Origin of the sequence: Bradyrhizobium sp. HKCCYLS3070 (assembly GCF_051167575.1) — a bacterium.
GTDB lineage: Bacteria > Pseudomonadota > Alphaproteobacteria > Rhizobiales > Xanthobacteraceae > Bradyrhizobium.
The window spans coordinates 1,589,360-1,602,268 of the sequence record NZ_JBNPTI010000001.1 but is presented as its reverse complement, the minus strand read 5'-3'; the positions used below and the strand labels follow the sequence as shown (position 1 = coordinate 1,602,268).

Annotated in this window: 15 protein-coding genes; 6 read left to right on the top strand and 9 right to left on the bottom strand. The window is 64.8% G+C overall.

The window, feature by feature from the left end; genetic code table 11:
- Positions 1–49 precede the first annotated feature (49 nt).
- Genes secD through ACQR03_RS07405 form a run of 4 tightly spaced genes read left to right on the top strand, consistent with a single transcriptional unit; the run spans position 50 to position 3,950 of the window.
- On the top strand, positions 50–1,651 hold the full coding sequence (gene secD / locus ACQR03_RS07420) for a protein translocase subunit SecD (RefSeq protein WP_315711724.1): 1,602 nt from the start codon (positions 50–52) through the stop codon (positions 1,649–1,651).
- Positions 1,652–1,659: 8 nt separating this feature from the next.
- Entirely contained in the window at positions 1,660–2,673 is a 1,014-nt protein-coding gene (gene secF / locus ACQR03_RS07415) for a protein translocase subunit SecF (protein WP_316170173.1), read from the top strand.
- A 42-nt stretch (positions 2,674–2,715) separates the two neighbouring features.
- Complete coding sequence (locus ACQR03_RS07410) at positions 2,716–3,093, top strand: Mth938-like domain-containing protein (RefSeq protein WP_315711727.1); 378 nt, start codon at positions 2,716–2,718, stop codon at positions 3,091–3,093.
- Positions 3,090–3,950, top strand: coding sequence for a phytoene/squalene synthase family protein (locus ACQR03_RS07405; RefSeq protein ID WP_434841158.1), 861 nt, complete (start codon positions 3,090–3,092; stop codon positions 3,948–3,950). The genes ACQR03_RS07410 and ACQR03_RS07405 overlap by 4 nt, the downstream gene beginning before the upstream one ends.
- Before the next feature lie 13 nt (positions 3,951–3,963).
- Here the strand turns inward: ACQR03_RS07405 and ACQR03_RS07400 are convergent, their stop codons facing one another.
- The 5 genes from ACQR03_RS07400 to ACQR03_RS07380 form a co-directional block, all read right to left on the bottom strand.
- The gene (locus ACQR03_RS07400) at positions 3,964–4,656 is read right to left on the bottom strand and encodes a TauD/TfdA dioxygenase family protein (protein WP_315711730.1); all 693 of its coding nucleotides are present in this window, start codon (positions 4,654–4,656) and stop codon (positions 3,964–3,966) included.
- Between the two features lie 243 nt (positions 4,657–4,899).
- On the bottom strand, positions 4,900–5,790 hold the full coding sequence (locus tag ACQR03_RS07395) for a TauD/TfdA dioxygenase family protein (RefSeq protein WP_316186127.1): 891 nt from the start codon (positions 5,788–5,790) through the stop codon (positions 4,900–4,902).
- Positions 5,791–5,856: 66 nt separating this feature from the next.
- A complete protein-coding gene (locus ACQR03_RS07390; RefSeq protein WP_316186128.1) occupies positions 5,857–6,957 on the bottom strand; it encodes a serine/threonine protein kinase in 1,101 nt (366 codons plus the stop codon).
- Positions 6,958–6,964: 7 nt separating this feature from the next.
- A complete protein-coding gene (gene trmFO / locus ACQR03_RS07385) occupies positions 6,965–8,398 on the bottom strand; it encodes a methylenetetrahydrofolate--tRNA-(uracil(54)-C(5))-methyltransferase (FADH(2)-oxidizing) TrmFO (protein ID WP_316165331.1) in 1,434 nt (477 codons plus the stop codon).
- A 155-nt stretch (positions 8,399–8,553) separates the two neighbouring features.
- Positions 8,554–8,706, bottom strand: coding sequence for a DUF1127 domain-containing protein (locus ACQR03_RS07380; protein ID WP_006614327.1), 153 nt, complete (start codon positions 8,704–8,706; stop codon positions 8,554–8,556).
- 474 nt (positions 8,707–9,180) lie between these two features.
- Here ACQR03_RS07380 and ACQR03_RS07375 point away from each other — a divergent pair, with 474 nt between their 5' ends.
- On the top strand, positions 9,181–9,447 hold the full coding sequence (locus ACQR03_RS07375) for a hypothetical protein (protein ID WP_315712608.1): 267 nt from the start codon (positions 9,181–9,183) through the stop codon (positions 9,445–9,447).
- Between the two features lie 70 nt (positions 9,448–9,517).
- Here the strand turns inward: ACQR03_RS07375 and ACQR03_RS07370 are convergent, their stop codons facing one another.
- Together ACQR03_RS07370 and ACQR03_RS07365 are read right to left on the bottom strand one after the other, a co-directional pair.
- Positions 9,518–10,339: a lytic murein transglycosylase gene (locus ACQR03_RS07370; RefSeq protein WP_315711736.1), complete on the bottom strand. Its 822-nt coding sequence runs from the start codon at positions 10,337–10,339 to the stop codon at positions 9,518–9,520.
- 190 nt (positions 10,340–10,529) lie between these two features.
- The gene (locus tag ACQR03_RS07365) at positions 10,530–11,441 is read right to left on the bottom strand and encodes a DUF2189 domain-containing protein (protein WP_315711738.1); all 912 of its coding nucleotides are present in this window, start codon (positions 11,439–11,441) and stop codon (positions 10,530–10,532) included.
- A 402-nt stretch (positions 11,442–11,843) separates the two neighbouring features.
- Here ACQR03_RS07365 and ACQR03_RS07360 point away from each other — a divergent pair, with 402 nt between their 5' ends.
- On the top strand, positions 11,844–12,251 hold the full coding sequence (locus ACQR03_RS07360; protein ID WP_316170178.1) for a DUF3597 domain-containing protein: 408 nt from the start codon (positions 11,844–11,846) through the stop codon (positions 12,249–12,251).
- Positions 12,252–12,350: 99 nt separating this feature from the next.
- On the opposite strand, the gene ACQR03_RS07355 is transcribed toward ACQR03_RS07360, so the two are convergent.
- Together ACQR03_RS07355 and ACQR03_RS07350 are read right to left on the bottom strand one after the other, a co-directional pair.
- Positions 12,351–12,515, bottom strand: coding sequence for a DUF1127 domain-containing protein (locus tag ACQR03_RS07355; protein ID WP_315751025.1), 165 nt, complete (start codon positions 12,513–12,515; stop codon positions 12,351–12,353).
- 115 nt (positions 12,516–12,630) lie between these two features.
- Positions 12,631–12,903, bottom strand: coding sequence for a GNAT family N-acetyltransferase (locus ACQR03_RS07350; protein ID WP_315711742.1), 273 nt, complete (start codon positions 12,901–12,903; stop codon positions 12,631–12,633).
- Positions 12,904–12,909: the final 6 nt, after the last annotated feature.

Here is a 12,909-nt window from a genome sequence, read left to right as displayed (position 1 = left end):
GTGATGTTCTGATTTTCCGGGCCGGCTGCGGCCCTTACGGACAACCTCCATGTTGTATTTCACGCGGTGGAAGGCGCTGGGCATCATTCTCACGGCGCTCGTCGTGTGCCTGTGCGCGGTGCCCAACTTCTTCTCCGAAGCGACGGTCAAGACCTGGCCGGCCTGGGCGCAGCGCCGGCTGGTGCTCGGCCTCGACCTGCAGGGCGGCTCCTATCTGCTGCTCGAGGTCGACTCCAACTACATCAAGAAGGAGCGGCTCGATGCCGTGCGCGACGACGTTCGCCGCACGCTGCGCGATGCCAAGATCGGCTACACCGGATTGGTGAGCCGGGGTGATGGGGTCGAGGTCCGGATCACCAAGGAAAGCGACACGGGAACCGCGATCTCCAAGCTGCGCGATCTCTCGCAGCCGCTCGGCGGGCTGCTCGGCTCCAGCGGCCAGCGCAGCCTCGAAGTCAGCGATGCCGGCGGCGGACTGGTCCGGCTGACGATCCCGCCGGCGGCCATCACCGAACGCATCCGCCAGACCATCGAGCAGTCGATGCAGATCGTCGAGCGCCGCGTCAACGAGCTCGGCACCGTCGAGCCCGTGATCCAGCGCCAGGGCAACGATCGCATTCTGGTGCAGGTGCCGGGCTTGCAGGATCCGACGCAGCTCAAGAACCTGCTCGGGCGCACGGCCAAGATGGAATTCCGGATGGTCGATACCTCGGTGCCGGCGGATCAGGCGGTGCAGGGGCGGGTGCCGCCGGATTCCGAGGTGCTCCAGAGCGCATCGCCACCCAACCAGCCCTATGTCGTGAAGAAGCAGGTGCTTGTCTCCGGAGGTGATCTCTCCGATGCGCAGACCGGCTTCGACCAGCGCACCAACGAGCCGATCGTCACCTTCCGCTTCAACTCGGCCGGCTCGCGCAAGTTTGCGCAAGCCACCACCGAGAATGTCGGGCAGCCGTTCGCCATCGTCCTCGACAACAAGGTGATCTCGGCGCCGGTCATCCGCGAGCCGATCACTGGCGGCTCGGGCCAGATCTCCGGCAATTTCACCGTGCAGTCCGCCAACGAGCTCGCGATCCTGCTGCGCGCCGGCGCGCTGCCCGCGCCGCTGACGGTCATCGAGGAGCGCACCGTCGGTCCGGGCCTCGGCGCGGACTCGATCGCCAAGGGCGAGCTCGCCTCCTATGTCGGCTCGATCCTCGTCATCGTGTTCATGCTGCTGACCTACCGGCTGTTCGGCGTGTTCGCCAACATCGCCGTGGTGGTGAACGTCGCGATGATCTTCGGCGTGCTGTCGCTGCTCAATGCCACGCTGACCTTGCCGGGCATCGCCGGCATCGTGCTGACGGTCGGCATCGCCGTGGACTCCAACGTGCTGATCTATGAGCGCATCCGCGAGGAGCTGCGCGGCGGTCGCAATGCGATCTCGGCGATCGACGCCGGCTTCAAGCGCGCATTGGCGACCATTCTCGACTCCAACATCACCACCTTCATCGCCGCCGCCGTGCTGTTCTATATCGGCACCGGCCCCGTGCGCGGCTTCGCCGTGACCTTGGGCATCGGCATCCTCACCACGGTCTTCACCGCCTTCACGCTCACCCGTCTGATCGTCGCGGGGTGGGTGCGGTGGAAGCGGCCGCAAAGCGTGCCAATCTAGGAGCTACTGTGACACACTGGGTTCTCATCGGGCTTGGCATCCTGATCGCGGTGCTGACGGTGGTCAGCGCGCTCGGCCTGCTGCCGTCGCTGCGCATCGTTCCCGACGACACGCATTTCGATTTCACGCAGTTCCGCCGCATCAGCTTTCCGATTTCTGCGGCGCTGTCGATCCTCGCCATCGTGCTGTTCTTCACCCATGGCTTGAACCTCGGCATCGATTTCCGCGGCGGCACCTTGCTCGAGGTGCGGGCCAAGTCCGGCACCGCCGACATTGCGGGGATGCGCGCGACGCTGGCGACCCTCGGTCTGGGCGAGGTGCAGCTGCAGCAGTTCGGCACTGCGGCCGATGCATCGGTTCTGATCCGAATTGCCGAACAGCCGGGCGGCGACGCCGCGCAGCAGGAGGCCGCGAACAAGGTGAAGGCGGCGATCGGCGATTCCGTAGAGTATCGCCGGGTCGAGGTGGTGGGGCCGCGCGTTTCCGGCGAGTTCCTGGCCGTCGGCATGCTCGGCCTGATGCTCGCGATCATCTCGATCCTGATCTATCTCTGGTTCCGGTTCGAATGGCAGTTTGCGCTCGGTGCCATGATCGCCAACGTCCACGACATCGTGCTGACGATCGGCTTCATGTCGATCAGCCAGGTCGATTTCGACCTCACCAGCATCGCGGCGCTGCTGACCATTCTCGGCTATTCGCTCAACGACACCGTCGTCATCTACGACCGTATCCGCGAGATGCTGCGGCGCTACAAGAAGATGCCGATGCCGCAGCTGCTCAACGAATCGATCAACTCGACCTTGTCGCGCTCGATCATCACGCACGTCACGGTGACCCTGGCGCTGCTGGCATTGCTCTTGTTCGGCGGCCCGGCGATCCACAGCTTCACCGCGGTGATGATGTTCGGCGTGGTGCTGGTCGGCACCTACACCTCGATCTTCATCGCCGCGCCGATCCTGATCTATCTCGGCGTCGGAACCGTTCGGGGTGATCAGATCGACGAGCCGAAAAAGAAGCCCTGATCAGCCGTTGGACCCGGATCGGGGTTGAGATGTTGGTCTCGCATGGCAACTGACGCCCCGCATTTCCCGCGGTCCGCGCCGATCGACGGTTATGGCAAAGGCGGCTTCGCCTTTGCCGGCATGTCGCATCGCGGCTCGCTGCTGTGCCTGCCCGACTCGATCTGGGCCTGGGACGTCATCCAGCCCGATCAGATCGACCGCTATTCGTTGCAGCGCGTTTTTGATGCGGCGAACAGGATCGACACGCTCATCATCGGCACCGGAAACGAAGTCTGGATCGCGCCGGCACCGCTGCGCGCGGCCCTGCGTGGCGTGAACGTCGTGCTCGATGCGATGCAGACCGGCCCCGCGATTCGCACCTACAACGTCATGATCGGCGAGCGGCGCCGGGTTGCGGCAGCGCTCATCGCCGTCCCATGAGCGAGACGAACGCCAACAGCGACGCCGCGTTCTGTGCAGGCCTTGTCCGCGAGCACGATTTCGACCGTTACGCCTCGACGCTGTTCATGTCGCCCGAGCCCCGGCGTGCGCTGTTGTCGCTGTACGCATTCAACGTCGAAGTCAGCCGCATTCGAGATCTCGTGTCGCAGCCGCTGCCGGGCGAAGTCCGCCTGCAGTGGTGGCACGACACGCTGACGGGTCACGAACATGGCGGCGCGGAGGGAAATCCCGTTGCGGCCGAATTGCTGCTCACCGTGCAGCGCTTCGCGCTTCCGGTCGAGCGGCTGACGCGCCTGGTCGATGAGCATCAATTCGATCTCTACAACGATCCGATGCCGACGATGGCGGCGCTGGACGGCTATCTCGGCGACACGCGTGGCGCGCTGTTCGCGCTGGCCGCGCAGATCATTGCGCCGCCGTTTGCGGACGCCGATCATCTCGCGCACCATGCCGGCATCGCGCAAGGGTTGCTCCAGGTGATCGCGGCGCTGCCGCGCGATGCGGCCCACCGGCAGCTCTATGTCCCGCTCGATCTTCTCGCGCGGCATGGCGTCGGCCAGGAGGAGATGTTCTCCGGCAAGGCGTCGCCGGCGATCCAGGAGGTGATCATGGACCTGCGCGGGCAGGCCCGGCAGCATCTCGATCACACCCTCGAGCTGGCGCGTCAGGCGCCACCGGCCGTGCGGCCGGTTCTGCTGCCGCTCGCGCTGGTCCGGCGCGACCTTGCGCGGGCCGGACCCCGCGACGATCCGTTTCAGCCGCGCTCCCGCTCGCGCCTCGCGACGCTGTGGACGCTGTGGCGGGCCGCGGGGACGACGAGTTTTCGCGCGCGCTGACCCCGTCGCGGGCTCAGGCCGAGGGCATCGTGCTCCAGAGCGGCGGGCTGTGCAGGAGTCTCGGCATGTCCGGCGGCTCGTGCCGGTGGATCGTGCAGCGGGTGTCCCAGACGACGAGATCACCCGGTCGGCAGGTGTGGGTCCAACTGAACTCGGGCCGTTCGGCAAGCTGCCAGAGATCGTCGAGCAGCGCGTCGGATTCGTCCTGCTCGAGGCCGACGACATAGGAATGGCGACGCTGCCCCAGCGCGAGCATCGAGCGGCCGGTATCGATATGATTGCCGACCAGCGGATGCACCGGGCCTGCGATGACGGTGCGACGGCCATCATCGGCGGTGTCGGTCGCGAGATGACGAACCTTCAGATGAGCGACGCGGCTGCGCAGCGCCGGTGAGAGCGCGTCATAAGCGGCGTAGAGGCTGCAGAATGACAGTCTGTCGCCCAGCAAGCCCCCGGGGGAGGTGTAAAATAGATCCGCGTGACCGAAGCGACGACTGAAGGCCGCGATGTCACGTTCACCAAGCCGCTGGCCGCGCACCAGCAGGACCTGATGCTTGAGCAGCGCGCGCATGAACGAGGCGAACGCCCAATCGTCGAAGGATCCGAGATCGACATTGCAGACCTCGGCACCGAGCGTCTTTCCCGTCGGGATGACCTGGATGAGGCTGCTTTCGGCGCTTCGAGCAACGTTGCTTCTGAGACTCACTTGCGTCATCTCCCAAGTTTCACCAGTGCCTGCAAATCAACCATCGTAATTTGTCGGGGGTGTTTCGGCTCGGAGGCAATTCGCGGAAGGATCGCGGCACGATCTGCCGATTGTCGGCACACTCTGCCGCTCTGAGTCGGAAGTTGGACGCTTCAAGGCGATGCGCGAGGAAATATCCAGCAACCTGCAACTCATTCGCAGGCAATCTGGCGCTTGATCGTGCTGATCCCGCGCGCAAGCGAATCAGTGTGGACGATCTGTTCCCTTGATCTGGGTCCGATGCATGATTCGCCGCGCATGATCATCGAACGGATCGCGCCGATGCATGGTGCAGCGATTGTCCCAGATGACGAGATCTCCGACCTTCCAGACATGCTCCCAGGAGAATTCCGGACGGGCAACATAGGCCCACAACGCGTCGAGCAATGCTTCCGACTCGGCGAGCTCGAGGCCGACCAGATAGGCATTGCGCCGGCGGCCGAGATAAAGCATCCGCAGGCCGGAATCGGGATGCGTGCAGACCAGCGGATGGATCGCGCCCGGCGATGTGCGCGGATCATCGGTCGGCGTTACGCCCTGTCGGACGAAGCCGCCGCTGTTGTAGGTGCCGTCGTGCTTGATCTTCAGATCTGCGACGCGGCGCTTCAGTTCAGGAGGAAGCGCGTCGTACACGGCGTACATGCTGCAGAACGACGTGTTGCCGCCGACGGGGGGAATTTCCAGCGCGTAGAGCGCGCTCGCGATCGGCGGCGTGTCGAGATACGACATGTCCGTATGCCACACCGCTTCGCCCGCGCCGAGGCTGCCGATCGCCTCGCCATTCACCTTCACGTTCGAGACGATATAGATTTCGGGTAGACCGTCGACGAAGCGGCGCCCGTTCTCCTGCACCGGCGCCCAGTCGAGATCGCCGAAGCGGCGGCTGAAGGCGATCAAGTCCTGGTCCGTCAGACCCTGGCCGCGCACCAGCAAAACGGAGTGCGTGTGAAAGGCACGGAGCAGGGAGCCGAAGCCCGCATCGTCCAGATGCTTGAGATCGACATGTCGAATCTCGGCACCGAGTTGCCGGCCGGTCGGGATGATCTCGATGTTCGACGACCGAGACGTTGTGGCCGCGCGGGTTTCGACGTTCATTGCCAATCCTCCCAAACGACATTGCAACCAAAGGATACAATGGTCGGTCCGCGAAGTCTCGTCCGCTCAGGCCGAAGGCAGGTTCAGGTCCGCCTCGAAATTGAACCGGTCGCGCAGGTTTTTGCGCGAGTCCAGGATGTCCTTGAGGAAAGCGCGATCGCTGTCGCTCGTGAGCATCGGTTCGATCAGGTCGATCTGGTTCATCGCGACCAGCTGCAACAGTTCAGTGCGTGGCCTGCCGCTGGCGTCGCGCGGCAGGGCATGCACGACCTGGATATGCTCCGGCGGCTTCGGGCCCTTGGCTGAAGCAAGCTCGTTTTGCAGCTGAGTTTCAAGCGTCGGTTGCTCTCCCTCGACGAACGCATAGAGCCCGACGCCGGTCCGGCGGTCTGCGAAGGCAACGATCGCCGCGTCGCGCACGGCCGGATTCTTCCGGATCATGTCCATCAGCACCGGCGCATCGTTGACCAGGCGTCGTCCGCCACCCTCGCGGTCGGTGAAATTGAAGATGCCGCGCGTGATGGCGCGATACACCTTCTTGCCGGTCATCAGCCAGACGCGCGCGAACAGCGATTTGCGTGCCAGGATCTTGCGCTCCTTCGGCGTCAGCGCCTCGGGCGCGTAACTCCGCTTATGCTTGAGCAGATGACGCAGGTCCTCATAGGCCGCGATCCGGAACAGCCGGCTGCGGCTCTCGAAGCAGGCGGCCAACTGGAAATCGGTCACGTAGCAATGGCCGTCGTGACCGACGAGCCAATTCTGCTCCTTGGCGAGATCGTTGTGCGTGATCCCGGCGCGATGCAGCCGGCGCATCATCTGTTTGGCCGAGCGGAAATAGGCGACGTTGCCGTGCGGCTTGGCCAGGTGCAGCGCCACGCCATTGATGAAGCCGCGGACCAGCGCGCGATCCCCAGCCCATAGCAGATCAGGGCCGGCGTTGAGCCCCTTGGCGCGCATCAGCGCCTTGCGCTCGCGTGCGAACAAATGCCGCGCCAGCACGAACGACCACCACGGCACCTCATCGAGCCGGCGCAGCACGGCGTCGACGTCACCGGCCTCGCTCTTGAAGCGGCCGCGCTCGACGGTCGAGAACACGTCGCGCTTGAGCAGAACGCCTTCGCTCCAGCGCGCCGCCAGCACGGCGAAATCAGTCTTCGGCAAACTCATGGGGCTCTCACGCAGCGGCCGCGACGGGCAGGTGCTCGGCGATCCAGCGGTCGAGATCGGCCAGCGCGCGGGCGCTCATCGCCTGCTTCTTCGCCACCGTCTTCTCGTTGCCCTTCAGCCGCGTGCCGTCCGGCTTGCGGGTCGGGGTCGTCGCCAGCGGCGGGAACAGGCCGAAATTGATGTTCATGGGCTGGAACGAGCGCGTCGCACCGTCGATCGTCTCGATGTGGCCGCCGGTGATATGGCCGAGCAGGGCGCCGAGCGCCGTGGTTGGTGGTGGCGGCAGCAGATTGGCGCCGCGCACCTCGGCGGCGGCGTAGAGGCCGGCGATCAGGCCGATGCTCGCCGACTCCACATACCCCTCGCATCCCGTCATCTGGCCGGCAAAACGCAGCCGTGGCTGGACGCGCAGGCGGAGCTGCGCATCGAGCAGCTTCGGCGAGTTGAGGAAGGTGTTGCGATGCAGACCGCCGAGCCGCGCGAACTCCGCGTTCTCCAGCCCGGGAATGGTGCGGAAGATCTGCTGCTGCGGGCCATATTTCAGCTTCGTCTGGAAGCCGACCATGTTGTAGAGCGTGCCGAGCTTGTTGTCCTGGCGCAGCTGCACGATCGCGTAGGGCTTGACCGTCGGATTGTGCGGATTGGTCAGGCCGACCGGCTTCATCGGGCCGTGACGGAGCGTCTCGTGGCCGCGTTCGGCCATCACTTCGACCGGCAGGCAGCCGTCGAAATAGGGCGTGTTGGTCTCCCACTCCTTGAAGTCGGTCTTCTCGCCGGCGAGCAGCGCCGCGACGAAGGCGTCGTACTGCTCCTTCGTCATCGGACAGTTGATGTAGTCAGCCCCCGTGCCGCCCGGACCGACCTTGTCGTAACGCGACTGGAACCACGCCTTGGTCATGTCGATCGTGTCCTTGTGCACGATCGGCGCAATGGCGTCGAAGAAAGCAAGTGCCGTCTCGTCGGTCAGGTCCCGGATGGCCTCGGCGAGCGGCTGCGAGGTGAGGGGACCGGTGGCGACAATGACGCGATCCCACTCCGCCGGCGGCAAGCCGGTAACTTCGCCGCGGCGCAGCGCGATGCGTGGATGCCCTTCGAGAGCCGCTGCGACGGCCGCCGAGAAGCCGTCGCGGTCGACGGCCAATGCGCCACCGGCCGGAACCTGATTGGCGTCGGCAGCGCGCATGATCAGCGAGCCCAGCCGGCGCATCTCGGCATGCAGCAGGCCGACGGCGTTGTTGGCCGCATCGTCGGAGCGGAAAGAGTTCGAGCACACCAGTTCGGCCGGGGTGGCGGTTCGGTGCGCCTCGGTCATGCGGTCCGGCCGCATCTCGTGCAGCACCACATCGACTCCAGCCTCGGCGAGCTGCCAAGCGGCTTCAGAGCCGGCGAGGCCGGCACCGACAACGTGGACGGTATTCGAAGGTGATTTGGAGCCTGTCATGCGCGGGACAGGTAGCGCTTTTCCCGAGCGCTGCAAATGCGCCAATGAGGCTCGGCGCGAGAAAGCGGGCGCATGTGTTTCGCTGCGCCAGGCCTAGATGCGGCAACGCCCGCAGCGAGGCGGGCGATGTCCGGTAGATATCGGAAGAAGGCCGATCAGCCGTTGTAGTGACCGGCGGCAACGCGCGGGATGTCCGAGCGATCGAGACCGATGTCGGCGAGTTCGCGATCGCTGAGCTGCGACAGCTCGGCAACGTTGCGCTGATACTCACGGAACGCCTGAACCATGCGGATGAGCGAGAGCAACATGAGAAATCTCCTTTAGTTCACGATTCAGTTCTTCATTGGAACCTCATCGTTGAAATGAACATAGAAGAGATTGTTGCGATGCGGAAGTGCCGATGTTGCGATGCAGCTAAACCTCCGGCGCATAGCTTGGGTAACGCTTGAGTAAGAATCGGGCAGCGGATCAGAGGGTGCGGATCTGTTGGAAACCTCCGTAATCATGCTGTTTTTCAATCGTTCGTTTGAAAAGCCCGATCGATTGGCTGTCACTGCGGCTATGAAGCCGTTAGGCGTTGAGCATCTCGCGAGCCCCGACGAAGTGCATGGGTCGATCGGCGTGAATCTTTATTCACTCTTTGATGTCGCGACGGTGACCCGATGTCCACGATCACGCGCGGCTCGCAGTGATTTCATTTCGCGAGAATATCCAGGTGGTGCGACAAAATGTCGCGGCGTCCGGCAATGATGCCTGCGCCGTCGCACCAGCGAGGAAAAACAATGAACAGCAAACTGTTGGGGGCCGCGCTCGTCATCGCGGCGATGACCGCGTTCGGTCCGGCTCAGGCGGCGCGGATGCACGGCGCCGGCTGCAGCGGGGCCAACCTGGAGAAGACTGAGACGGCGATCGAGGCTATGGCTGATGGCGATGCCAGATACACGGCGCAGCGAGAGATCGCGGCGGCCCAGGATGCGCTGCTGAGCGGCAAGATGGGCGCCTGCAGCGTTCATCTGACGAAGGCGATGCAGGCCGGGATGATCAAGTAGCGCGTCAGTCGTTCGCATCGTTGAACCAAGGGCCGATCGCGTCACCGCGATCGGCCTTTTTCCGGGCAGGCTATGGCGCCCGCGCCAGCTGCGTCGCGAAGGTCGCGATCGTCCGCGCATAGACCTCGCTCTTGTTCCACTGCTGGATGACCGCAAAATTCGGGCCGCCGGGCTCCCAGTCCTTGCCCTTCTGCCAGCCATAGCCCTTCAAATAGTTCGCAGTGGAGGCGAGAACGTCGGGCGCGCTGCGGATCAGGTCGCGCCGGCCATTGCCGTCGAAATCGACGGCATATTTGATCCAGGACGACGGCATGAACTGGGTCTGTCCGATCTCGCCGGCCCAGGCGCCGCGCATCTCGGCCGGCTGGAGATCGCCGCGGTCGACGATCCGCAGCGCATCCAGCAACTCGCCGCGAAACTGCTCGGCGCGGCGGCAGTCATAGGCCAAGGTCGCGAGCGCACGGATGGTCGGGAACTTGCCGACATTGACGCCGAAATCGGTCTCAAGGCCCCAGATCGCGACCAGCACCTCGCCGGGCACGCCGTAGCTCTGCTCGATCCGCGACAGCACCGAGCCGTATTGCTTCAGCATGTTGGAGCCGCGGGTCAGGCGCGGCGGCACCATGCGCCCGGAGAACTCCTCGAAGGTCTGGCTGAACACCTTCTGACCGCGGTCGCGGTTCAGCACGCTTTGGTCCGGCGTCACGCCCGTCAGCGCCGCATTGATCGTGTTTTGCGAGATGCCCTTGGCTGCAGCCTCGGTCTTGAACTCGGCGAGCCAGCCGTCGAAATTGCCGTTGCCGCAAGGTACCGCGGCGTGCGCTGGCGCTGACAGGGGGGTAAGGGCAGCGAGACAGGCAAGAGCGGACACGGCGAGAACGCGAGCAATCATCGAAACACCTGGACGGCAATGGATTCAAAAAGCGTTGCTGGGCGTGCTCCATGTCGGGCGTAACCGCGGCAGCAGCAAGGCCTTTCGATCACATTGGCGTCGGATTTCGTGAGCGCCGCCACACTCTGCGGCCCCTCGACGCGACCGCCGGCCCGGAGGCCGGCGGCAGTGAAAACTCATCGCTGCGTCCTCACATCTGGTCACGCGAGCGCCATGGGAACAGGTTCGCCGGGAAATCGGCCGCGGGCTTGGAGCTGCGGGGGACCGGCGGCACGATCCGGGCGGCGTCGGGGTGGATCGCGATGGCCTCACGGTAGAGATGCCAGGTGGCGTGGCCGAGCACCGGGATCACGACGGCGAGACCGAGGAAGAACGGGATCGTGCCGGCCACCAGAAGCACTGCGACGATGAGGCCCCAGGCCGCAACCGGAACTGGGTTCTTGGCCGCCACGCGCAGCGAGGTGACGACCGCTTCGAGCGCGCCGGCGTGACGGTCGAGCATCAAGGGGAAGGACACGATGCTGAGGCACAGCGCCAGCAACGCGAACAGGAAGCCTGCGCCACAGCCGACCGCGATCAGCCACCAGCCTTGCGGCGTAGTGAAGACCCGCTGCAGGAAATCGCTCACACCGGTCGCGCCGCCATAGCCGAACACTGCGACGTAGATCGCCTGCGCGGTCGCGACCCAGGTGACGAACAGCGCGAACAGCAGCGTGCCCAGTCCGAGCATCGAGCCGAACGACGGCGACCGCAGCACCTCCAGGGCATCCCAGGCACTGGTGTCCTCGCCGCGGTCTCGGCGGCTGCTGAGCTCATAGAGACCGAGCGCGGCGAACGGGCCGAGCAGGGCGAAGCCGGCCGCCAGCGGAAACAACAGCGGCACCACCGCATAGCCGAACACTGCACGCGCCAGCACCAGGCCGAGAACGGGATAGATCGCACATAGCATCACGGCGTGACTCGGCACCGCCTTGAAGTCATCCCAGCCGAGCCGCAGCGCACGCATCAGGCTCGACATGTCGATCGTACGAATCGTCAGCTCAGCCGCGACCTCGTCTGCCGCCCGAACGTGGGAGGCAGCATTGCTGTGGTAGGTAGCCATCGTCGTGTGCTCCCTCAACTTGCGCGGGGCGCTTCCCAACCACGCAGGCGGGCTGCGCTTCTCGTTGGAACAAATTCGCGGATGGCCAGACGCGACGAACCTCGGGGCGGCCATTCGCGAACGGAAGTCATCAGGATAGTAGCAAAACAGGCTGCGCCTACTCACGCCTCGGTGAGGGCTGTGAATGTCGCAGTGCATTAGCTTGGCACGCCCATGCAGAAGCCTGAGCATGGTCCAATAAAGTCGTTCCGCCGTCATTCCGCCTTGGGTAAGCTTCACATTCGTCGCCGTGTTCGCGTTTGGCAGGCCACGGCGGTGGCGGAGCGGCTCCGACGGGCGTCTCTGCAACGGAACATCGCCGGCCGAGTTCTTCTTACGATCACCATCCATTGGGAGCCATTGATGAGCGTTTTCGGAAAGATCATGGGCGCGATTTTCGGCCATCATGCCGAGGCGGCACCGGCCGGCGGCAGCACGCCCGCCGCGGGCGCCGCCGCGCCGGCCGGCGGCGCGGCTGCGTCCCCGACGGCGGCCCCGGCTGCTGCGCCGCAAAATGTCGATGTGGCTGCGATCGTCGACAAGGCGGCGGCTGCCAAGCACGAGAAGCTGGAGTGGCGAACCTCGATCGTCGACCTGATGAAGGCGCTCGATATCGATTCGAGCCTCGCTGCGCGCAAGGAGCTCGCCAAGGAGCTCGGCTATAGCGGCGACACCAACGACTCCGCCAGCATGAACGTGTGGCTGCACAAGCAGGTGATGAGCAAGCTCGCCGCCAATGGCGGCAAACTGCCGCCGGAGATCAAGCACTGAGCTTGCGCCGCTCACGGCAAGAACAAGAAGCGAAAGGCCCGCCATCGTGCGGGCCTTTGTCGTCTTGGATCGCGTCTGGCGTGAGGCTGTGCCAGCGCCTCAGACGTGCACGAAGCCGGCGCGTTCCCAGGCCTCCGCATGCAGCTGGTCGCGGTCGAAGCCGATGTCGCGCAGCGTGCGCTCGTCGAGCTGGTCGAGATAGGCGAGCTGCGTGCGGTAGTGAACGTAACGCTTGAGAACGTCGAAAATGGCTGTGATGAACATGTGCCTCTCCCCATGGGTCTGGTTGCTTGCTCGGCGGGGGATTGCTGATCCATCCAGGTAGCCATTGCGTTAAGGCGCTCCGTCCAATCGTCTCGCCCGGTAATTCCACGGCCCATCAGGCCATGATGTCCCGGTTCTCCGGATGGTCTCGGAGGTAGTCGGCGACGAAGCTGCAGCCCGCGATGACCTTGCGGCCGTCGGCGCGGATCAGCGCGAGGGCACCTTCCACGAGCTGCGAACCGATGCCGCGGCCTCGCAGCGGTAGCGGGGTCTCGGTATGGGTGATGATCACCCCCTGCGGCGTGGCCCGGTAATTGGCAAACGCGACGTGGCCGTTGATGTCGAGCTCGAAGCGGCTCCCGGCCTTGTTGTCACGGACATCAGTCATGCGCCT